At 55.1% G+C, this 21,202-nt stretch carries 19 protein-coding genes; 7 read left to right on the top strand and 12 right to left on the bottom strand.

Annotated elements, in window-relative coordinates:
* Window positions 1-63 precede the first annotated feature (63 nt).
* From PLU01S_RS19910 to PLU01S_RS19925, 4 genes are all read left to right on the top strand, one after another.
* Window positions 64-2,349 carry a type VI secretion system Vgr family protein gene (locus tag PLU01S_RS19910; RefSeq protein ID WP_074826881.1) on the top strand — a complete coding sequence of 762 codons (2,286 nt, stop codon included), beginning with the start codon at window positions 64-66 and terminating at the stop codon, window positions 2,347-2,349.
* A gap of 1 nt (window position 2,350) precedes the next feature.
* Window positions 2,351-3,943, top strand: coding sequence for a hypothetical protein (locus PLU01S_RS19915; RefSeq protein ID WP_074826887.1), 1,593 nt, complete (start codon window positions 2,351-2,353; stop codon window positions 3,941-3,943).
* Window positions 3,944-3,945: 2 nt separating this feature from the next.
* Entirely contained in the window at window positions 3,946-4,887 is a 942-nt protein-coding gene (locus tag PLU01S_RS19920; protein WP_074826890.1) for a PoNe immunity protein domain-containing protein, read from the top strand.
* A 545-nt stretch (window positions 4,888-5,432) separates the two neighbouring features.
* On the top strand, window positions 5,433-6,374 hold the full coding sequence (locus tag PLU01S_RS19925) for a PoNe immunity protein domain-containing protein (RefSeq protein WP_159435105.1): 942 nt from the start codon (window positions 5,433-5,435) through the stop codon (window positions 6,372-6,374).
* 336 nt (window positions 6,375-6,710) lie between these two features.
* Here PLU01S_RS19925 and aldA read toward each other — a convergent pair whose 3' ends face one another.
* The 9 genes from aldA to PLU01S_RS19970 form a co-directional block, all read right to left on the bottom strand.
* Window positions 6,711-8,138, bottom strand: a complete 1,428-nt coding sequence (aldA, locus tag PLU01S_RS19930; protein WP_074826893.1) for an aldehyde dehydrogenase — start codon at window positions 8,136-8,138, stop codon at window positions 6,711-6,713.
* 17 nt (window positions 8,139-8,155) lie between these two features.
* A complete protein-coding gene (locus tag PLU01S_RS19935; RefSeq protein WP_074826895.1) occupies window positions 8,156-8,956 on the bottom strand; it encodes an HpcH/HpaI aldolase family protein in 801 nt (266 codons plus the stop codon).
* Between the two features lie 31 nt (window positions 8,957-8,987).
* A complete protein-coding gene (locus tag PLU01S_RS19940; protein WP_083397929.1) occupies window positions 8,988-10,346 on the bottom strand; it encodes an MFS transporter in 1,359 nt (452 codons plus the stop codon).
* A gap of 47 nt (window positions 10,347-10,393) precedes the next feature.
* Window positions 10,394-11,164, bottom strand: coding sequence for an L-rhamnose 1-dehydrogenase Lra1 (gene lra1 / locus PLU01S_RS19945; protein WP_074826902.1), 771 nt, complete (start codon window positions 11,162-11,164; stop codon window positions 10,394-10,396).
* Window positions 11,165-11,206: 42 nt separating this feature from the next.
* Window positions 11,207-12,265 carry an L-rhamnose/proton symporter RhaT gene (gene rhaT / locus PLU01S_RS19950; protein WP_074826906.1) on the bottom strand — a complete coding sequence of 353 codons (1,059 nt, stop codon included), beginning with the start codon at window positions 12,263-12,265 and terminating at the stop codon, window positions 11,207-11,209.
* Window positions 12,265-12,591 (bottom strand): L-rhamnose mutarotase, encoded by a 327-nt coding sequence (gene rhaM / locus PLU01S_RS19955; RefSeq protein ID WP_173869094.1) that lies wholly within the window; start codon window positions 12,589-12,591, stop codon window positions 12,265-12,267. Before rhaM ends, rhaT begins: the two co-directional genes overlap by 1 nt.
* 51 nt (window positions 12,592-12,642) lie before the next feature.
* Window positions 12,643-13,827 carry an L-rhamnonate dehydratase gene (gene rhmD, locus PLU01S_RS19960; RefSeq protein WP_074826910.1) on the bottom strand — a complete coding sequence of 395 codons (1,185 nt, stop codon included), beginning with the start codon at window positions 13,825-13,827 and terminating at the stop codon, window positions 12,643-12,645.
* On the bottom strand, window positions 13,808-15,148 hold the full coding sequence (locus PLU01S_RS19965; RefSeq protein ID WP_074826913.1) for an MFS transporter: 1,341 nt from the start codon (window positions 15,146-15,148) through the stop codon (window positions 13,808-13,810). Before PLU01S_RS19965 ends, rhmD begins: the two co-directional genes overlap by 20 nt.
* 272 nt (window positions 15,149-15,420) lie before the next feature.
* Entirely contained in the window at window positions 15,421-16,338 is a 918-nt protein-coding gene (locus PLU01S_RS19970; RefSeq protein ID WP_216822614.1) for an amidohydrolase family protein, read from the bottom strand.
* A 246-nt stretch (window positions 16,339-16,584) separates the two neighbouring features.
* Between PLU01S_RS19970 and PLU01S_RS19975 the strand changes: the two genes are divergently transcribed.
* The 3 genes from PLU01S_RS19975 to ubiA are packed head-to-tail and all read left to right on the top strand — an operon-like array spanning window position 16,585 to window position 19,128.
* The gene (locus tag PLU01S_RS19975) at window positions 16,585-17,538 is read left to right on the top strand and encodes a LysR family transcriptional regulator (protein WP_074826920.1); all 954 of its coding nucleotides are present in this window, start codon (window positions 16,585-16,587) and stop codon (window positions 17,536-17,538) included.
* A gap of 33 nt (window positions 17,539-17,571) precedes the next feature.
* Window positions 17,572-18,126 (top strand): chorismate--pyruvate lyase family protein, encoded by a 555-nt coding sequence (locus PLU01S_RS19980; RefSeq protein WP_376748352.1) that lies wholly within the window; start codon window positions 17,572-17,574, stop codon window positions 18,124-18,126.
* A 57-nt stretch (window positions 18,127-18,183) separates the two neighbouring features.
* Entirely contained in the window at window positions 18,184-19,128 is a 945-nt protein-coding gene (ubiA, locus tag PLU01S_RS19985) for a 4-hydroxybenzoate octaprenyltransferase (RefSeq protein ID WP_074826923.1), read from the top strand.
* 494 nt (window positions 19,129-19,622) lie between these two features.
* Here the strand turns inward: ubiA and PLU01S_RS19990 are convergent, their stop codons facing one another.
* The 3 genes from PLU01S_RS19990 to PLU01S_RS20000 all read right to left on the bottom strand — a co-directional run.
* On the bottom strand, window positions 19,623-19,904 hold the full coding sequence (locus PLU01S_RS19990; protein WP_074826928.1) for a DUF2218 domain-containing protein: 282 nt from the start codon (window positions 19,902-19,904) through the stop codon (window positions 19,623-19,625).
* A 10-nt stretch (window positions 19,905-19,914) separates the two neighbouring features.
* Complete coding sequence (locus PLU01S_RS19995) at window positions 19,915-20,814, bottom strand: DMT family transporter (protein WP_074826930.1); 900 nt, start codon at window positions 20,812-20,814, stop codon at window positions 19,915-19,917.
* 150 nt (window positions 20,815-20,964) lie between these two features.
* Window positions 20,965-21,202, bottom strand: a 238-nt coding sequence (locus tag PLU01S_RS20000) for a LysR substrate-binding domain-containing protein (RefSeq protein WP_244901221.1), incomplete at its 5' end; no start/stop codon positions are given.

A 21,202-nucleotide genomic window follows, 5' to 3' on the forward strand; every position in this document is an offset into this window, starting at 1 on the left:
TAATGTATGGTCTAGTTCGGCACTCTCCGCGCCCTGTTCTTCAAGGAAAGAAGGCTCAGCAGGATGCTGGACGCAAATGAAAGCCATATCACCCTTTCGCTCGAAGGCCTGTCGACAGACCTGCAGGTCCTGAGCTTTGAAGGCCACGAAGCCCTCAATCTGACGTATCGTTTCGATATCGAGCTTGTCAGCGAACGGCCTGATCTCGATCTGGAAAGCCTGCTGCACAAGCCGGCCTACCTTGCTTTTGGCCCTAGCGGCTGCGGTGTTCACGGGCTGGTCTACCGCGCCGCTCAAGGCGACTCGGGCAAGCGCCTGACGCGCTACCGTGTCAGCCTTGTGCCTCAACTGGCCTACCTGGCGCACCGCGTCAATCAGCGTATCTTTCAGCAGCTTACCGTCCCCAAGATCATCGAAGCGATCCTCAAGGAACACGGCTTGTTTGAAGGAGCCTACCGCTTCCAGCTCGGCAAGACAGTCTATCCACCGAGGGGCTACTGTGTTCAATACGATGAGAGCGACCTACATTTCATCCAGCGTCTCTGTGAAGAAGAAGGCCTGAGCTACCACTTTCAACACAGCGGCAGTGGGCATGTACTTGTATTTGGAGATGATCAGACTGTCTTCCCCAAGCTCTCATCTGTGCCTTATCAGCAAGACTCTGGCTTAGCGGCTCAGCATGAAGTCGTTCGCCGTTTCGGTGTACGGTTGGCGACGCGAACCAGTCGGGTTACACGCCGCGATTACAACTTCGGGAAGCCACGCCTGTTGATGGAGGCAGCCTACCAGGGTCCGTCCTCCCCTGATCTGGAGGACTATGACTATCCGGGCCGCTTTACCGATCGTACCCGGGGCAAACACCTTGCCCAACGCGCATTGGAGCGCCATCAGGCTGATTCACAACTCGCAGAGGGACAAAGCGACGCGGGTCTGGTCAGTGGGCACTTTCTACCGTTGACCAGCCACCCCCGCACGTCCTGGAATGCGCTCTGGCTTATCCAGGAAGTCTTCCATGAAGGTCGCCAACCTCAGGTGTTGGAAGAGTCCGTCACCAGTGACGTCTCTAAAGAGGATGGTTTCACCCAGGGCTACCGCAACCGCTTTACCGCTACCCCATGGGACGTCCCCTACCGCCCGGCTCTTGAGCATCCCAAGCCCGCTGTTTTGGGAAGTCAGACGGCCGTCGTGACAGGTCCCCAAGGCGAAGAAATCCATTGCGATGAATACGGTCGCGTAAAGGTCCAGTTTCATTGGGACCGCGAAGGCCAAGCCAACGAGCAGACCAGCTGCTGGCTTCGTGTAGCCAGTAATTGGGCCGGTGACCGCTACGGTGGCATCGCCATTCCCCGTATTGGGATGGAAGTGCTGGTGACGTTTCTTGAGGCTGACCCTGATCAGCCCCTGATCACCGGCTGCCTGTATCACAAGGAAAACGTCGTCCCATACGACCTGCCCGCTAACAAGACGCGCACCGTCTTCAAAACACTCAGCACACCGGGCGGTGGTGGGTATAACGAACTGCGCATCGAAGACAAGAAAGGTCAGGAACAGATTTATATCCACGCCCAGCGGGACTGGGACGAGAACATCGAGCACGACCAGAAAATCCGTGTCGGTCACGAGCGCCATGACCGTATCGAGGCAAACAGCTACACGGAATTCAAAGCCGAAGAGCACCACACCACAGACCTGGACCGTAAAACCGAAATCAAGACCAACGACCACCTCACGGTGGGCCAGAATCAGCACATCAAGCTGGGTAACGGGCAATACATCGAGACCGGTAATGAGATCCACCTGTATGCCGGAAGTAAGGTCGTTATCGAAGCCGGGCTTGAACTGACCGCCAAGGCAGGCGGCGCCTTTATAAAGCTGGATCCTAGTGGCGTTACGTTGATGGGGGCAGCGGTAAACATCAACTCAGGAGGGGCACCAGGCAAGGGAAGTGGCATTAGAGTTGAGCTGCCTCATGTTCCCGGCGCGGTCGATGCTGACCGAGCCGGCTCCCCTCTACAATCCATAAACGCCGAAAAGAATTGGCTTGAGCTGAATCTGCACTATGACAACCTAGAGCCCGTTCCACATGCACCTTACAAGGTCATATTCTGCGATGGATCGAGCCGGGAAGGCATCCTTGATGACAAAGGCTTTGCCCGGCTCGAGGACGTCCCCTCTGGCGCAGCTAAGGTTTATTATGGAGAAGACCCACGTCCGTTGTCTCTTGAGCCGATTAAAAGACTCTTAGTAACTGATCAGGACATACACCAAGATCTTGTGACGCTTGGCCTAGACCCAGACCGTATAGATTTAGATGAGTTAATAAGGCACGCAGCAGGAAGGATCCTCTGACATGACAAATATCTCTACAGGACAGCGAGCGAGAGAAAATCACTCGGTTGCCTATCAAGATGCCCTCGTTGAGCTCGGAAAAGGAATTGCGCTTGGCTTAGTACCTATTCTAGGTCAGGCAATAGATACCTATGACACCGTTGAGTCCGCCATACGGATTTATACATCTAAAAATGACGCAGAGAAAGAAGAGGCGCAATTCGATCTTCTCCTTTCATTTATCGGCTGGATTCCTGGCCCAGGTGATGGCGTCAAGAAAAGTCTTCGGATTGTAAATAAAGATCCCAACCGCTATGCACCCGTCCTGTTCGATTTGCTTCGTTTCGTCTTGCAAGAATGTGGCGTCAAAAGCAGCCCAGAAGCATTACTCGCACAAATCTTCGATGCCGGAGCGCTTAACGGACAGATTGATGAAATTATTGAAGGGGTACGGCATTCATCGACTTTTGATGCCCTTCCAAGAGTCGTACGTAACGGGGTGTTAGATGTCTTGGTCGTCGCTCGGGATAACCTGCCGGCACTGGTAGGGCTCGTTGAAAAGCGGCTTCTAAAGTGGAAGCGCCTACAGCGTAACAATTCCGGGGCAGAGTCCAGCACTAGCCGTCCGGCTACTCAACCAAAACCAGCAGCTAGAGATGCTCAAGTCGCCAAAGAGGGCAGAGACAGCCCAGCGGGAACGCATAGCAATGGCGTTGACCGTTCGACGATTGGAACACGGTCCCTAGCTGATCTTTCAAACGACCTGCTGGGTGTCAGCGGCGAGCACATTGCTGATTACATCTGCGCTAATGAGCTAGGATGGGGCCATGACTGGGATGGTCATGACAAGGGCTGTGACGGCGTCTGGCTGGAAGGCACACCCAGTGGCTCAAAACTTGGCAAGCTATCATCCGGGGGTAGCCCCAAAGCCAAGCACATCTTATACAAGCTGACCGATCCGCCGAACGGGACAGGAATCGATGCCGTATGGCGTGCTGACCCACTGACCAATAACGGGAAGCGGTTTGCCATTGTCGAGGCCAAAGCGAGCAGAGAAGAAGACGGTCCCAAATTTCTCCGCAAACCAGGTAATACACGTAAGCCAAGCATAACCAGTACATTGGGCGCGTCGGGAATACCAGAAAAAGCTAAGGATGCTACTGATCCAAGCGAGCTACTTGAGCCTATCGAAAACGAGTCGGCAGGACTAGGATACCAACGTAACGCCAAAGCTAGCGGGCGTAAGCGGAGTCGTCCGCGAAACTCTTCAACTTCACAAGAAGCTAAATCGCCCACAGCCAAAAAAGTAGAAATACTTGTGCAAATGAGTCATGAGTGGATTTACAAAAACTTATCTACATCGAGCCTTATTTCCTTTAGGGCTGAAATAATAAGCTCATATAGCCGCCATCTTTTCTTTAGCCCACTTTATCATCCAAGCGGGTCACCCATGGAGCATGCGGTAGCGGCCCTTAAAGATAGTGATGAATCCAAACACCGATTGCATAAGGCATTTCATTTCAAAGAAGACGAAATAAAGATAGCCGTTAATAAAAGAAAACGTAAGCTATCTCAAAAACATGGAAATCAAAACAGCTTGAGGCTTGAGGCCTAACAGTGAAAATCAGACAAAGCTTTTTAACTGAAACCTATTATAGCCACATGCATGAGTTCTTAACGGCGGACACTAGCAAGCTTGAAAAAGCCGAGCTCACTGCTGACTCAATTGAGCAGGCCGATTCACTCAGGGCCATGCTTATGGCTGACAATGAATTTTTTTCATGGGTATTAAGCTATACGGCTGGCAAAAGACTGTCGGATCTTTCAAGTCAGTTTGAATCAGTAGTTCTTGCCTACGAACGCTACCAAAAAGCACAGGGGTTATTTCAGAGAGACTCCTTAATATCTCCACTAGGCTTGGAAAATTTAGAAGATTATGAGCGCAGCCTCCAGCTTATAAGCATCGCAATATTGATAGGTCGATTAGATTTATTTGAAAGGCTTGTCAATATTATAGATCCTAGTTATAGATCAGAAGATGCTCTATATGAAGAGATAGTTGGAAAGATCCAGCCTGGCCGAGCTAATTTGGAAGAATGGTATCATGATCAACCCTATCGAACCTTACTTGATGCTATTGATGCTGAAGATAAACAGTCAGCAGCAAATCTGCTCAGTCAGTACTGTAAAATTTGGTACCCCGCCTTCAAAAGCTGCCCTTGGCATAACAGCCATCTTAGTATGACCTCAACCGAAGGTACTTACTTCGGTTACTGGGCTTTCGAAGCCGGCGCTGTAACCTATCTTTATGGCATAGATGACAGTCAAATCAATCATATGGTGTATCCCAAAGACCTAGTCGCTTATGCTAGAAATAAAAAGGAGCAGGATGGATCACAACTTAAAGTTTACGCGGGAGAGCCTTGCCCTCGATCAGGTTATTGGTTTTGTAGTGCCAAGCAAAACTCACTGCAGTACTTTAAGCAAGGCGTGATCATGCCCACTTTCCCAGAGTCCAAGTGGGGAGCAACGATTTGGTATTGGTCACGAGACAGCTAACTTCTCCGTTCTAGCGGATCTTTAAACGACTTGCTAGGTGTCAGTGGCGAGCACATCGATCCCCCGACCAGGACAGGAATCGATGCCGTATGGCGTGCTGACCCACTGACCAACAACGGAAAGCGGTTTGCCATTGTCGAGGCCAAAGCGAGCAGAGAAGAAGACGGTCCCAAATTCCTCCGCAAACCAGGCAATACACGTAAGCCAAGCATAACCAGTACATTGGGCAAATCTGGTGCAGATAAAACGCTAATCGATGTTAATGATCTAAGTGAGTTGCTTGAGCCTATTGAGCAAGACGCAATATCTACTTCCAGCAGCTCTAAAGGCGGATCAGGGAAAAAGGTGAAAAGCATTCATCTATAGAGCCGCAGCGCTCATTTCCAAAGGCGGCTAAACCTTCAACTACTATCTACGGCCAGATGAGTACTCACTGGATTGCTCGTAACTTGCTTCGAGCAGTTGGCCCTTTAGCTTCTCAGGTCCGCTCCTCATACAGCCGTCATCTTTTCTATAGCCCACTTTACCACTCGAGCGGTTCACCAATGCGTCATGCTGAGTCTGCTGCCAAAAATGATGCCCCCGAGAGCCACATGGAGCACTCCGCCTTTCATTATCGAGAAGATGAGGTGCGGACCGCAGTAAACAAACGCAAACGTGCCCTGACTAAAAGATACGGAAAACAACCAAGCCTTATGGAGGAGTCAAAAATGCAAGCTCGGCAACGTTTCTTGACCGCCGCATACTATCAAAATATGCGAAATTATTTTTTAGGAGATATCGAACTCTTAAAAGTCACCAAGCCGCAAGCGGATACGCCTGAAGAAGCCGAGTCAGTTGCAACTATGCTAATAGCTCAAAATGAGCTGATGGCCTGGATTCTTGATTATACAGCTGGACAGCCAATACGGCAGATCGAAGACTCTTTCGAAAAAGTAATTTCTGCCTACGAGAACTATCAACTAGCTCTCGGGCGTTATGAAAATGAACTTAAGATGTCGCCTCTAGGTCTTGACCAACTTGAAGATTATGAAGACTGTCTCCAACTGATCGGAATAGCTATATTATTTAATCGCAAGGATCTCTTAGAACGTATTACTAAAATTGTTGATCCAGGATATGCAACTGAAGATACGCTTTATGAAGAGCTTGTAGGAGGCTTACTACCTAATCGTGCAGAAATTGATGAATGGTACCATGATAAGCCTTATACCACCTTAATATATGCAATGTATGCCGAAACTAAAGATGAGGCTTCAAAACTTCTGAATCAGTATTGTAAAGAATGGTATCCAGCATTCAAACATACAACGTGGCATGATACCCATCTTAGTATGACCTCAACCGAAGGTGCATATTTTGGTTACTGGTCTTTCGAGGCCGGTGCCGTGGCCTATCTTTATGACATAGATGACAGCCAAATCAGTCACATGGTGTATCCCAAAGATTTGGTCGCTTATGCTCGCAACCAAAAATTAGCTCAATGAACCATAATTCAAGGCTTATGCAGGAGAAACCTTCTTCTGACCAGACTCTTGATCTTTAATACTAGGCAAACTCATTACAAGGTTTCTGCCTAATTATTAAAGGATCAAACAGAGGCAACGACCTGATAAATTACTCGAAGAAAAAGCGCTGCAGCTAAAGCAGGACCGTATGAAGGCACATCTGGCGACAAATACAGACCCCCATCTAAGATGTCCAAGAAGTATGTAGACATACACGGTGTACCTTATGACTCTTGGAAATAAATTTTTTGAACACACAAATGAAATTAAGTTGTTTAAATTAAAGATGCCCACTCATTTAGGTGGGCATCGTTATTAGCACTCCATATAAACCACTTGCGTATGGGTATATTCATACAACCCATGCTTTCCATCCGCCCCTCCAACCCCTGACTTGCGTACACCCGCATGGAAGCCTTGCATGGCTTCAAAGTTTTCGCGGTTGATATAGGTTTCGCCAAAATCAATTTCGCGGCAGGCTTGCATGGCTTTGCTCAGGCTGCGGGTATAGACGGATGAGGTGAGGCCGTATTCGGAGTTGTTTGCCAAGGCGATTGCCTCGTCCAGGCTGTCGACGATCTGGATTGGTAGGACGGGACCAAAGATCTCCTCACGCATGATGGTCATGTCTTCACGGCAGCCAGCCAGTACGGTGGGTTCGTAGTGGAAGCCTTGGGGAATATCTGCGACCTTGCCACCAGAGATGACTGTAGCGCCCTGACTGACTGCCGTACGCACACGTTCTGCAACTTTATCGAGTCCGGCCTGGTTGATCAGCGGGCCCATTTCTACCGAGGGGTCGGCAAGCGGATCTCCGTAGCGCGTTTCACTCATGGCAGCACTGACACGTGAGATGAATTCATCGGCTACGCCACGCTCGACGTATACGCGCTCGGCACAGTTACAGACCTGTCCGGTATTGATGATGCGTGAGCCGCGGATGGCGCGGACGGCGAGATCTAAATCAGCGTCGGCCAGCACGATAGCCGGTGCCTTGCCGCCGAGCTCAAGGTTGAGCTTGGTGAGGTTGGGTGCAGCCGACGCCATGATGCGCGCACCGGTAGCAACACTGCCGGTAAAGCTGATCATGTCGACACCGGCATGGGTGCTGAGCGTCCCGCCTACCTCCCCCGCTCCACTGACAACGTTGAACACGCCAGGAGGTAAGTCCGTTTCGGCGACCAGTTTGGCAAATTCGAAGCAGTTGATCGGCGTCTCTTCGCTGGGTTTGATAACGATGGTGTTGCCCGTTACCAAAGCTGGAGCCAGCTTACGGGCAATGAGGAAGAACGGGAAATTCCAGGGCAGGATGCCTGCGACTACCCCCAGGGGCTTACGGAACAGAAAGATGTTTTCGTTAGGCCGGTCGCTGGTGATGATTTCGCCTTCGATGCGGCGCGCCCACTCTGCCATGTAGTCGATGTAATCAGCTGTGAAGTTGACTTCGACTTCAGCCAGACCACTGACCTTGCCTTGCTCTTCGGTAATGATGCGCGCCAGTCGAGGCGCATGCTCACGGATCTTGGCGGAGATTTTGCGCAAGTACCCAGCGCGCTCTATAGCGGGCTTTTTTGCCCAGGCTTTCTGGGCGGCACGTGCAGCCTCGATGGCGCGGTTTACGTCATTGCCATTAGAGGCAGGCACGTCGGTCAAGCGTGCGCCAGTGGCGGGATTGAAAACCCCTAAATGTTCGCTGCTAGCCTGAAAGGCACCGTTGATGAAGTTCTGATACGGTTGGGTCATGGCCGAGTCCTCTTGTTTTAATAGGTTCGCGAAGGCGCGCTGACGGCCGGGCCTTCCTTGTAACGACGCAGGTTATCGAGGGCCGCCTGACGCATCAGGCTGATATCAATGCCCACGGCAATGAACTGGCAGCCCCAGCTCTGGTAGCGGCGAGCGTCATCCTCTTGAGGGGCAAGAATGCCGCTGACTTTGCCCGCGGCGCGGGTGGCATCGATGGCGTGCCGAATCTTGGCCTGCACGTCGGGATGACCTGGGTTACCGGGATAGCCCAACCCCGAGGACAGGTCAGCTGGACCGACAAAGACCGCGTCGACGCCCTCTACCGCAGCAATCGCTTCGACGTTCTCGACCCCTTTGGCCGACTCAACCTGTACGATCAGGCAGAGCTCCTCATGGGCAGTAGCCAGGTAATCCGGCACACCATCCCAACGGGTTGCACGGGCCAACCCACCGCCAACCCCACGAATACCATGGGGTGGATAGCGCATGGCCCGGACCAGCTCACGCGCCTGCTCGGCTGTTTCCACCATAGGCACCATCAGGGTCTGGACGCCGATATCGAGTAGCTGCTTGATCAGCACGCTGTCACCGGTTACGGCCCGTACCACGGGCTGAGTGGCATAGGGTGCGACGGCCTGGAGCTGCGCCAGAATCGTGGGCACGGTATTAGGTGCGTGCTCACCGTCAATGAGCATCCAGTCGTAGCCAAGGCTGGCAATGATTTCCGCCGCGTAGCCTGTAGCAAAGCCGGCCCAGATGCCGTAAGTAGTCTGGTCCTGCTTGAGCGCTGCCTTGAAGGCGTTATGTGGCATCTGCATAAGAAGTCCTGTTGTGTTGAACGTTAAGGTATCAGTGAGAAGCCAGATGGCCTCCTTTTTCAGGAAGCTTGACGACAAAGAAGTAGCTCGCAGCGCCGAGCAGTGCGATCAGGGCTGCGATGACCAGGGCGAGTGTGAACGAGCCGGTCTGCTGCACGACCATACCGGTCACGACTGGAGCAAAGGCACCGCCGAAATAGCCGCCAAAGTTCTGGATGCTGGCGAGGGAGGCCACCATGCGTGACGGTACTGCCACGCTGACGAGGGACCATGTGCCAGCCACCGCTACATTCAGACAGAACAGTGCCGCACTGAATAACGCCATGACCGGGACGACGCCCTGGGCATAGGCGCCCAGGACCGTGAAGAAGCCTGCACCGATCAGGCCGCCGCAGATCGGCCATTTACGGCTGCGGCTGACGCTGGCGCCGCCACGGATCACGCGGTCAACCAAGAGGCCGCCACTGATGACGCCCGCGGCTCCGGCGAGGAACGGAATGCTGGCGACCCAGCCCGCGCTGGCAAGTGACAGGTGATGGGTCCGTTCCAGATACGCAGGCAGCCAGGTCAGGTACAACGACAGCATGTAGATGATGCCGACGTAGCCAAAGACGATGCCCCAGGTCACACGCAGCTTGAAGAGTCCGCGCCATTCAGCAAAGGTCATACGGCCCGCGCTTTCACCCTTGGCCATGCCTTCGTCGAGATAGTGCTGCTCCTGCGCGGTAAGGCTGACCTCATCACGGTTGCGGTAGACGGCGTACCAGACAATCGCCACGCCCACCCCCATGATGCCCATGGCGATGAACATCGCCCGCCAGCCCAGGCCCAGAAGCAGCGCGGCGAGAATCGGCTGGGCAATCGCCGGCCCGAGGGAGGACGCCATGTTGAAGATGCCGGACGGCAGCCCTCGCTCCTTGATGTTGAACCACTCACTGACAACCTTGGCGCCAGCCGGAAATTGAGGGGCTTCGCCGATACCCAGACCGATACGCGCCAGGATCATGTGGTTCAGGCTACTGAGCAATCCCAGCATGCCCTGAGCAATTGACCAGAGGCAGATTCCCAGGCCCAAGGTGAGACGTGCGCCGAAACGGTCAAGAATGCCGCCGATGGGTAACTGCGCGACGGCATACGCCCAAGAGAAGACAGAAAGTAAAAGCCCCATTTCGGTAGGGGTAAAGGACAGCTCCTGGCTGATCGTCTGATTGGCAATCGCTAACGTGCTGCGGTCAAGGTAATTGACGAAACCCGACAGCACTAGAAGCGCCAGTGCCACCCACTGGATACGCTTGAGCCGGGCGCTTTTGAGCGGAATCACGTTTTCCCGCGAGGTAGACGTAGTTCCTGCTGTTGCACCCGTTATTGCCTGCATATTGTTGTTATTCATAAGGCATCTCCAAGGATCGAAGTGGAGCAATGCTCCGCATGAGATTGCTACTGCAAATTCACGAACATGCCTCCATCTACCAGTAAGGAAGCGCCAGTGACGTACCTGGCCATGTCCGATGCGAGGAATACAACTGGGCCAGCCAGATCGTCCGGCTCCCCTAGCCGGCCAAGGGGTGTCCTTTTAATCATGTAGTCGCGCTTCTCCTGATCGGCCAAGTCGTCTTTATTGATATCGGTCTCGATAGTGCCCGGCAGTACGGCATTGCAGCGTATACCGTACGGGCCCAGGGCAATGGCACAGGACTGCATGAGTGACAGCAGGCCAGCCTTGGTGGGTGTGTAATGCGTTTGCATTGCTCCGCCCACCAATGCGCTGATCGAGCTGACGGCAATGATCGAACCGCCCCGCCCTTGCTCCTTCATCTGATTGGCTGCGGCCTGTACGGCGAAATAGGCACCATTGAGATTGGTGTCGACGGTCTTGTAATAGACCTCCCGTGGCATATCGAGAAAAGCGTGGAACGGGCAGATACCGGCATTGTTGACGAACACATCCACACTGCCGAAGGCCTCTACTGCGGCTTTGACGAGCTTGCTGCCGGTGTCCGGGTCGGCGGCATCGGCGCCCACATCGACTGCACGGCTACCGGCCTGCTCGATTTCCTGGATCAACGAGGCCACCTGGGGCTTGCTGGGTTCGCTGCCGCTGTGTCCGATAACGACTTTACCGCCCTGGCGAGCGCACTCCAGTGCAATGGCACGGCCTATTCCGCGAGAGGCGCCGGTGATGATGACGGTCTTGTCTGCGAGCAGCATGGTTATCTCCTTGGGTTCGATAAATTCAGGGCCGAGTCATCTCTACTTCAAATAGTTGCCATACCCCACCATAGCAATCGAGGCCAGAATGACCACGATGCCTGCCAGCAGGATGCGCTTGTTACGCGCCGAGGTGCCGTGCCATTCACGGAAATACAGCCCCCACAGGTTCGACACGACAATGATGAAAGACATGTGCAACACCCAAGAGCTGGCGTCGTTGTTGAGCCGACTCTCACCCATGCCATAGAAGAAAAACTGCAGAAACCAGATCGTGCCGGCGCTGGCTGCCAAGAGGTAATTGCGCAGGAGCGGCGTCCGCGAGTCGGTGTAATTGTGAAATGAGCGGTTTCGCCGATTGAGTAGCAGACACCAGATGGCGTTGGTGGTCAGCCCGCCCCACATGATCAGCATAAAGGTGACGTTGTTCTGGAACAGGCTATTGGTGCCTTGGGCTACGGCCGCTTCAGCCAGGGGACGCCCGGCCGAGATGCCATAGCTGAAGCAGGCGCTGAGCACGCCCGAGATGATGGCAACGGTCCACCCCTTGGCCAGGGAGAACTCCGCCACACTCGCCTGCTTGGTCGCCTCGGAGACTTCCCGCTCCTTGATCACACCGGCCCGCCCACAGATGGCAATACCCACAAGCGAAATGGCAACGCCCGCCAGCACCCAATGCCCGCCAGCGCTGGCGACCAGCTCGGTAAAGGAGCCACGGGTTTCGTCAGTAAACAGGTCCTTGTAGATCGCAGGCATCAGCGCCCCAAGGGCGGAGGTCAGGCCCATAATGATGGACATGCCCAGCGAAAGGCCCAGGTAGCGCATGGTCAGGCCGAAGGTCAGGCCGCCAATTCCCCACAGCACACCGAAGACATACGTCCAGAGCAACGTGGACATATCAGCCTCGGCGATGATGCGCGTAAAACCAGGGACCGTCAGCACGGCCGCCACCAGTGGTACGAACAACCAGGAGAACAGGCCGCCAATGATCCAGTAGCTCTCCCAGGCCCAGCCCTGCACTTTCTTGTAAGGGATGTAAAAGCTGCCGGAAGCAAAGCCGCCGATAAAATGCAGGATGACACCCAGCAGGATGACCTCCATCACGCGTCTCCTGCCGTCAGTACAAAGACAGGCAAGAGCGGTACGCTCACCGGCGACTCGTCCGGATTGGTCGCCATGATCTCAGCCATGTGATGCCACCAGCGCTTCATCACCGGCAAGCGGGGCAACTCATCCAGGGCGTGCTCACTGCGGTTCGTCAGTACGGCGTAGAGTGCATGCGTATCAGGGTCCAGAAAGATTCGGTAATCCTCGACACCGGCGGCTAGCAGCGCGTCGACCAGCTCAGGCCAGATCTCATCGTGCCGGCGCTGGTACTCCTCAGCCTGCCCGGGATGCAAGGTCATACGGAACGCTTTTGTTGGCATTATGGCGGTTCCTTGTCTGGCGGCGCGGTGCCTCCACGTCGCGCTCCTTTATCAGTGATCGTAGGGTCGATGCAGCTGGCACTCGGGGTTTAGGCGTACCCCAAAGCCGGGCTTGTCCAGCACGGAGGCCTTCATGCGGCCATTGACCGGGATCGGCTCGTCCAAGAGCTGTGGGTTGAACATCGGCACGACCTTGTCCGCCTTGGGCGCCATCATCAGGAATTCCGAGAAGGGACTGTTGGTGCGGGTAATGACGAAGTGGTAGCTGTAGACGGAGGAGCCATGGGGCACGACCAGCGCGTTGTGTGCATCAGCCAGCGCCGAGATCTTGATCAACTCGGTGATACCACCGCACCAGCCCACGTCCGGCTGGATAATGTCGCAACAGCCCATCTCCAAGAGCATACGGAAGCCCCAGCGGGTCGCCTCGTGTTCTCCTGTAGTGACCAGCATCCCGCTCGGCACTTGCTGACGGAGGGCGGCGTAGCCCCAGTAATCATCCGGCGGCAGTGCCTCTTCGATCCACTTGAGGCCAAACTCGCTTGCCGCATTGGCCAGACGGGTAGCGTAGTTGAGGTCAAGGCTCATCCAGCAGTCGAACATCAGCCAGAAGTCGTCTCCCACCCGCTCACGCATGGTAGCTAGTGTTTCGATATTCTTGCGCAGCCCTTCTTCACCTTCAGCGGGGCCGTGCTGAAGCGCCAGCTTGCCACCGATAAAGCCCATTTCCTTGGCAAGGTCGGGCCGGGCACCGGTCGCGTAGAATTGCAGCTCATCCCGTACGGGACCGCCCAAGAGCTGGTGAACAGGCTCCTGACGAATCTTGCCGAGCAAATCCCACAAGGCCAGATCCACGCCAGAAATGGTATTGAGAACGATGCCCTTGCGCCCGTAATAAAGGGTTGCGTTGAACATCTGGTCCCAGATCTTTTCGATGTCCGTTACCTTGGCGCCTTCAATAAAACGCGCCAAGTGCTTTTCGACGATAAAGGCGCCCAACTCACCACCCGTGGTAACAGCAAAGCCTACCGTCCCGTCGCTGGCCTCCACTTCTACCACCAGCGTCCCCAATACGTTGATACCAAAGCTGCGGCGGCTCTGCCGGTACTCGGGATACTTTGCCATGGGCGTAGAGATATGATCGTCGATCCAATGATCATCGCCTTGGTCGTGATAATCCGCACCGCCGCCCCGTAGAGTGAAGGCACGGACGTGTTTAATGGTGGGCATGCTCATGGGCGTCTCCTGGCAGCGTATTAAGAGGCGTAGCGGCGCGCTTGATGGGCGTCGAAGGACTGAAGCGGTGAACAGCAATAATCAGCAAACCGGCTAGAAGGCTGGCGCCGGCAAGGAAGTAGAGGCCGGCAGCGGTCGAGTCAAAGGCCGTCTCGGCCCAGCGCTTGAGGTTGGGTGCCATGAATCCGCCCAACGCGCCGATAGAATTGATCAGGGCAATGCTGCCCGCCGCCGCGCTACCGGCAAGGTAAGCTGAGGGAAACGTCCAGAAGATCGGCTGGACGGCAATGAACCCAGAGGCGGCAAAACACAGAGCGACCAGCGCCAGCAGCGGCGAGCCGAACGCTACCGAGGCGGCAATACCTAATCCGCCCATAGCGACGGTAAGCGCCGCGGTTGCACGGCGATTACCGGTGCGATCTGAGTAAGCCGGAATCAGGTAGGCGGCTGCAAGCGCACACACCCAGGGAATGGACGTGACCAAGCCAACCATAAAGCCGACCTTCTGCCCCAGTAGCCCCGCCACCTGCGTGGGCAGGTAAAACACCACGCCATAGACGCTGGTCTGGATCAGGAAATAGATCAGGCACAGATAGAGAACGCCGGGATGTGTCAGCACTTTGAGCAGGCTCTTGCCGTGGGCGAGCTTTTCGCGGTCCTCACGGTCAAGCGTCTCTTGCAACGCCCGGCGTTCCTCAACGGTCAGCCATTTGGCATCACCCGGACGATTATCCAGATACCAGTAGGCCCAGACGCCTACAACGGTCGCCAGGAGTCCTTCCACCATGAACAGCCATTGCCAACCATGCAGCCCGCCCAGCCCGTCGAACTCGAGCAGCAGGCCGGAGAGTGGGCTTCCGAAGATAAATGCCAGCGGTGCGCCAAAATAAAAGAACCCCATAGCCCTGGCACGGGCCTGATGGGGAAACCAGTACGTCAGGTAGAGAATTACACCCGGGAAAAAACCGGCCTCAGCGACACCCAACAAGAAGCGCAGCACATAAAAGGTCATCTCGTTGTGGGCAAACATCATTGCCGCCGAGATCAGGCCCCATGTCACCATGATTCGGCACATCCAAAGCCGGGCACCGACCTTGTGCATGATCAGGTTACTGGGCACCTCTAGAAAGGCATAACCGAGAAAGAAGATCCCGGCGCCAAAGGCAAAGGCTGCATCCGAAAGGCCAGTGTCTGCCTGAAAGGCAGCCTTGGCGAACCCTACGTTGGCGCGGTCCAGAAACGCCAGGACATACATGAGCAGGAGAAACGGCAAAAGCCGCCAGGAGACCTTCTTGATGATGTGCGGAGACAATGTGTTCACGCCAGTTTCCTCTTGGAATTGTTATGGGGCGTGGAGCGACGTACGAAACGGCAAACCCTAGCGCGCAGCTAATGGCTGTCGATGGCGTAGAGCGCTAGAGAAAGAAAAACGAGTGCGGATGTGACGGCAGTTGCGTGCAGAATCGACATGAAGCAAGCGAGTCATGACGTTCACCTTGTTTTTGTTGTAGGTGCCTTGAATCTAAGCGCAGAAGTGATGCCTGACTAATCGAAATAAACTTACATTCGATACCTTATTTGCATCACTTAAAGTTATTGTCTTTGCCGTGGACTCCAACGATAGGCTTGTCTGGAGTTTAGATAGAACACTTTTTCCTGCGCAGCAGGTGCCTTGGTTGCCATGTAGGCACCTGTAAGCCCAACCGTTTTAGCCAGTGAGACGAGATGGTCACTGTTGGGCCAGTCACTACCAAACAGGATACGGTCCTCCCCAAAGAGCGACCACAGCCGGTCGAGATAATCCTGGTAATACGAAACATCCAGGCTTATGGCTCCCTTTATGCGCTGAGGGACTTCGGACAGCTTCATGAACACAGTTGGCCGTGTACCCAGTGTTTCCAGATTACGCCAATACGCCTCCTGCTCAGCAGGCAGGACCTGCGCATTGGGCAGGTGATCCGCCACGATGCGAAGGTCTGGAACGGCGTCACTTACCTTCAGTAGCGCAGCGATCAACGACGGAGTCGGGTTGGCGCTATCCAGAGCCCTGCCGCTTTGAGCCAAAAGGCGTAGCCCCTCGATAAAGCCCGGCTTATGGAGATCTTTCGCCAAGTCCCGCTCCCACAAATTGCCGTAGCGAAACCCTAGAAAGAGTGGCTCGGATGCGAGGCGATCGAGATCAGCAGCGAAGTGTTCATCACCCGGGACCAGATTGCCGACAAAGCCCACCATCCCGGTATGTTGCCTTACTGTCTCAAGCAGCCATTCGTTATCCTGCCGCCAGGGGCTTGCCTCTACAGCGATCGCGCCGACGATACCCAGCGGCGCGGCTTGGCCGTAATAATCCTCTGGCAACGTACGTCGGTAAATGGAGTCGCTCTTTTCAGGCCACGGGACGCCTTCAGGGCGTTGTGGATCGAACAGATGAATATGGGCATCGAGTACTGGGCCTCGGTAAATCGCAAGGGTCTCGCCTACCTGTGCAAACGTCTGCAATGCGGGTGAAGCCATGGCTGCCAAGCCTCCAATCAAAAGGGACCGCCTACGCATGTCAAACGCTAGCGCGCATCGTGCAAGAGTAAAGAGCGAGGCGGCAGATGGATGAGGCAGCCGGTTGGTAAGCGAGAAGAGAACTGCATGGCGAATTCCTTTTTTATTCTTGGAGCTCACTCTTTAGCTGTGATGGCGCGTGATTACCAATAATAATTAGGTCAACACCGATACCCAGGCGGCATCGTTCGCTAAGGAAGAACAACAATGAACGTATCCGCATCCGCGCGCGCCCTGTTCAATCGGCTGCGTTACAAGCACCTGCTCATGCTGGTCACGTTGGGTAATAGCCAGAATCTGCATCGCGCCGCGCAGGCCCTGAACATGTCGCAACCGGCGACCACTCGCATGCTGCAGGAAATCGAAGATGCCTTTGGCTGCGAGCTGTTTGAGCGCCAGACGCGAGGCATGAAGCCTAATGCGCTGGGCGAAGAAGTCCTGCGCTTTGCCCGTACCGCCCTGACGCAGCTCGACCGCTGCGCCGAAGACATCACCGATCGCCAGCAAGGCGGCTATGGGTATCTCTCCATCGGCACCATCATGGGCGCAGCGCCCGATCTGGTCGTTCAGTCCATCGCCGACATGAAGCGTCAGTACCCTCGCCTCAAGCTGCGGATCATGGGAGACACCAGCGATCAGCTCATCGAATTACTGGACCAGGGCACCATTGACCTCGCTGTAGCACGTCAAAATGCGGAAAGTGACCGGAGCCGCTATCAGTTCGAGCCGTTGGGTAACGAGCATCTGGTCGTAGCCGTACGGGCCGATCATTCCTTGGCGGGGCGCGACCAAATCGACCTGAGCGAGCTGGTCAGCCAATGGCCCTGGATCTTACAGCCGTCCTCCAGTCCGGCCCGCATGGCACTGGAGCGAGCCTTCGAGCGGCTTTCGCTACCCTCGCCGCGAGACGTGATCGAATGCAGTTCGGTCTTTGCCATGCTGCAGCTGGTGCAGATGACCGAGGCGATTCTGGTGCTGTCCGAAACGGTAGTCTCGGACTATCTGCGGACCGGGCTCGTCGTGCCGCTTCCACTTGAAATCGAGGAAGAGATGGCGCCCTATGGCGTGCTGCTGCGCAAGAACGAACCCCTGAGCCAAGAGTTGGAGACCTTTCTGCAACTCTTGCGCCGACGCGCCAATAGCCTTGGCCTCAGGCCATAACCCTTCGCCCGGCTGTTAAGCTATGAGCCTCCTATGGACTGGTCACCTGACATGACGCCCCGCTCTCCCCTCTGGCAAACCTCAGCGCATCTACACGGCCCAGCTCCTCGTGAATGGCTGTTCGAAGACGATGGCTCTCTGACCCAACGCCTAACGCAGCTCAGCGAAGGTCGTTTTGAAGTGGAAGTCGTCGCAGAAGGATGGCAACCGCTGCGGGAAGATGAATGCAAAGCCTTGGAGGCACCACCAGACACGCTTGGCTGGGTACGTGAGGTCTTTCTGCTGGGTGCACAGCGCCGCTGGGTGTTTGCCCGCAGTGTGGCAACGCGCGAGGCGCTCGAGGCCTCAGGGTTTGAGCTTGCTCAATTGGGTCAACGCCCCTTGGGAGCCCTGCTGTTCAGCGACAATGCCTTTAGCCGTGATCCGTTGGAAGCCACCCATTATCCTGCCGACTGGCTTCCCTTGGAGGAGGCGCAGGACTCGCTTTGGGCTCGGCGCTCGGTATTTCGCCGCGATGGGCTTGGCGTGCTGGTTGCCGAGGTCTTTCTGCCAGCGTTCTGGCAGTTCCTGAAAGATCAGAGGCTATAATCGGCCAGCCCGCCGTAAAACGGCTCGGGCTTTCGTTCATTCCGATACGGCGCCGCAATGAAAAAGAACCGCTCCCGTAAAAAGCCACAGCCCGCTGCCTCGCTCGCTACCGCCGCCCCGCAGAAAATCATCGGGACCACCCGGCCTAGCAGCCGCATCAAAGACTTCGTCCAACTGACGCGACTGGACAAGCCCATCGGCATCTACCTGTTGCTCTGGCCAACACTCTGGGCCTTGTGGATTGCGGGCGAAGGCCGCCCGAGCGTGAAGAACGTTATTATTTTCGTGCTGGGTGTCGCCCTGATGCGCTCGGCGGGGTGTGTAATCAATGACTTTGCCGATCGAAACTTCGACGGCCATGTCAGACGCACCAAGGCTCGCCCGTTAGCCACTGGCAGGATAACCGCCAAGGAAGCCCTGACTGCCTTTGCCGTGCTGGTTGGGCTCAGCTTCGTGCTGGTGCTATTTACCAACGCCACAACCGTCTGGATGTCCTTTGGCGCCCTGGGTATCGCTGCGCTGTATCCCTTCATGAAGCGCTACACCTATTACCCACAGGTGGTACTGGGCGCAGCCTTCTCCTGGGGAATGCCGATGGCCTTTACCGCCGAAACCGGCTCGCTTCCGCCTGAGGCCTGGCTATTATTCATCGCCAACGTGATCTGGACGGTGGGATACGACACCTATTACGCCATGGCGGATCGGGAAGACGATTTGAAGATCGGCGTGAAATCCACGGCCATCCTGTTTGGCGACGCAGACCGCATCATCATCGCGACGCTACAGGGCCTTACTCTGCTCTGCCTGATCCTCGCCGGTTCGCGCTTTCACATGGGCATCTGGTTCTACCTGGGTCTGGCAGTAGCACTAGGTTGCTTTATCTGGGAATTCCTGAGTACACGAGACCGGGACCCCATGAAGTGCTTCAAGGCGTTCCTGCATAACCACTGGGCGGGATTGGCAATTTTTGTAGGGATTGTAGTGGACTATCTGGTGCGCTGATTAATAGTCTTTTCAGACCTGCTGCCCTTCTTTCTATATTCCTTCTTGCGCCCCTTGGGCGGCTCACGTTCTTTGCAATACCGCAAAGAGCGTGAGTTAAAGAAACCTCATGTCTGCCTTTGGCCTTTTGAAGCCCTCTCTTTCCATCAGCGTCTTAGGGATATGAGACATCACGCCTGTTGATGGCTTGCATGCTTCTCGTATCTCATATCCTGCTTGCTCTCAGCGCGCTGAGTCCGTCCGAAACCATTGAATAAAACGTGGTTAAAGACTTGCACCCAGCTGCTCCTCAGACGGCTGTCTCAAGGTCGAGCGGCATGTATACCGCGAGGCACCGCAATGGCATGGAAGGCCCTTCGCCGTATGCCGCCAAAAAGCCGATAGAGCGAAGGAGCCCAGCGCGCAGCAAGGAACAGAGACTGAGACAAGGACTGGCTAATGTGACTCGCCAGTGAAAGCAAATCACGTCAGCCTAGGTGGTAAGTCAGCCAGGCTTAGGCTCTAGCCCACTCAATGATTAACGCCTCCCCGCTCCCCATCCGCTGTAAATGATCGGCTACCACTTCCTCCATCTTTTCCAGATCCTCGGAAGGAAATTCGATCTTTGCCAGCAGCACGCCGTCCTGCGCCTCCAGCTGACATGTGCCGGCTGGAAACTGAATCAAGCCCTTCTGCTCGTCGAACGTCACCTCAAACTTGTGCCCCCAGTGTTTACATAGCCGTGTGATATAGCGGCTAGGGGTGGCTGTTGTAATACGAGCGGTGGAAATAGTCATGATAGATCTCCTAAGTACGAGAAGCCGAAGCACGGGCGCGGCGTTGCTGCCAGGCAACAGCCAGCCCGCTCAGGCTGATGATGGCCATGCCAATCAAAGCCCCTGTATCTGGTATATGCCCGAAAAAGATAAACCCCATCAAGCCGGCACAGATGATCTGACCATAACTAAACGGAGCCAACAGTGCAGGCGGTGCATAGCGAAAGGCCTGGGTTAGCAGCAGGTGACCGCCCATACCACAGGCGCCCAGCATGACCATCAGGATGACGTGCGTCCAAACAGGCGGCTCCCAGAAAAACGGCAGTAAAGCTGACATGATCAGTGTATTCACCAACCCGGCGATAAAATTACTGGTCGTGGGGCTGTCAGTGGTGGAAAGGATGCGCGTAAAGATCTGATAGATCCCAAACATCACCGCTGAGCCCAAGGGGAAAAAGATAGCGGGCGTAAAGAGTGTGCTTCCCGGCCGGACAATGATCAGCACGCCAATAAACCCCGTCACAACGGCGATCCACTGCGGGCGAGTGACGCGCTCCTTCAGCAAAGGCACAGAGAGCGCCGTTACGATCAGAGGGGCCAGAAAGTTTACGGCGGTAGCCTCTGCCAAAGGCAGATACCGTAGCCCGGTAGTGAAAAACAGACTGGTGCCGATCAGGCACAGTGCTCGCGCAATCTGCATCCCCGGTCGCCGTGTTCGAATGACACCCAGCCCCATGCGCGGCCCGAAAACGCCTAGCATCAGTAATGTATGGGAAACATAGCGGGCCCAGACCACCATCACAATCGGGTAAAACCCCGACAGGTATTTGGACATCGTGTCATGGCTGGCAAACAACAGTATGGCAATACAGATCAGCCCGATGCCCTTGAGCGGTTGCTCGGCAAGGCCGGAGGATGACTGAGGGCTCATTGATTATCCTGATTGAGCACTACTGATTAGCTAGCTAAGCACTCAATCGCACGCATACCTAGCCCGCCTGGGTAGCCTCAGTATCGGATAGATGAGCAGAGAAAGAAAAGCACAAATGGCCCCGAATCGATGTATCAGGGCCAGGAGTGATCAGGCCGGTTGCGCCTGACGAGCGCTACCACAGGCATTGCGCCGACTTAATTCGCGTAGTTCTTCTTCCTCGGCCTCGAGAATACCGGGCAGCCTTTCACGCAGAAACGCCACAAACGTCTTGATTTTAGCGTCTAGGTACTGACGAGAGGGATACAGCGCATATACGTTTAATTGTTGCAATTGATACTGCGGCAGCACGCGTACCAATGACCCGTCACGCAACCCTTCAATGGCC

Source organism: Pseudomonas luteola NBRC 103146 (assembly GCF_002091675.1).
GTDB classification, from domain to species: Bacteria; Pseudomonadota; Gammaproteobacteria; order Pseudomonadales; family Pseudomonadaceae; genus Chryseomonas; species Chryseomonas luteola.

Excerpts from the sequence above, each read along its gene's own strand:
- PLU01S_RS19995 (WP_074826930.1), bottom strand. The coding sequence starts at position 20,814 with ATGAGCCCTCAGTCATCCTCCGGCCTTGCCGAGCAACCGCTCAAGGGC.
- lra1 (WP_074826902.1), bottom strand. The coding sequence starts at position 11,164 with ATGCTGCTCGCAGACAAGACCGTCATCATCACCGGCGCCTCTCGCGGA.
- rhaT (WP_074826906.1), bottom strand. The coding sequence starts at position 12,265 with ATGGAGGTCATCCTGCTGGGTGTCATCCTGCATTTTATCGGCGGCTTT.
- aldA (WP_074826893.1), bottom strand. The coding sequence starts at position 8,138 with ATGACCCAACCGTATCAGAACTTCATCAACGGTGCCTTTCAGGCTAGC.
- rhmD (WP_074826910.1), bottom strand. The coding sequence starts at position 13,827 with ATGAGCATGCCCACCATTAAACACGTCCGTGCCTTCACTCTACGGGGC.
- PLU01S_RS19970 (WP_216822614.1), bottom strand. The coding sequence starts at position 16,338 with ATGGCTTCACCCGCATTGCAGACGTTTGCACAGGTAGGCGAGACCCTT.
- PLU01S_RS19980 (WP_376748352.1), top strand. The coding sequence starts at position 17,572 with ATGGACTGGTCACCTGACATGACGCCCCGCTCTCCCCTCTGGCAAACC.
- rhaM (WP_173869094.1), bottom strand. The coding sequence starts at position 12,591 with ATGCCAACAAAAGCGTTCCGTATGACCTTGCATCCCGGGCAGGCTGAG.
- PLU01S_RS19925 (WP_159435105.1), top strand. The coding sequence starts at position 5,433 with ATGCGTCATGCTGAGTCTGCTGCCAAAAATGATGCCCCCGAGAGCCAC.
- PLU01S_RS19940 (WP_083397929.1), bottom strand. The coding sequence starts at position 10,346 with ATGAATAACAACAATATGCAGGCAATAACGGGTGCAACAGCAGGAACT.
- PLU01S_RS19935 (WP_074826895.1), bottom strand. The coding sequence starts at position 8,956 with ATGCAGATGCCACATAACGCCTTCAAGGCAGCGCTCAAGCAGGACCAG.
- PLU01S_RS19990 (WP_074826928.1), bottom strand. The coding sequence starts at position 19,904 with ATGACTATTTCCACCGCTCGTATTACAACAGCCACCCCTAGCCGCTAT.
- PLU01S_RS19975 (WP_074826920.1), top strand. The coding sequence starts at position 16,585 with ATGAACGTATCCGCATCCGCGCGCGCCCTGTTCAATCGGCTGCGTTAC.
- PLU01S_RS19910 (WP_074826881.1), top strand. The coding sequence starts at position 64 with ATGCTGGACGCAAATGAAAGCCATATCACCCTTTCGCTCGAAGGCCTG.
- PLU01S_RS19915 (WP_074826887.1), top strand. The coding sequence starts at position 2,351 with ATGACAAATATCTCTACAGGACAGCGAGCGAGAGAAAATCACTCGGTT.
- ubiA (WP_074826923.1), top strand. The coding sequence starts at position 18,184 with ATGAAAAAGAACCGCTCCCGTAAAAAGCCACAGCCCGCTGCCTCGCTC.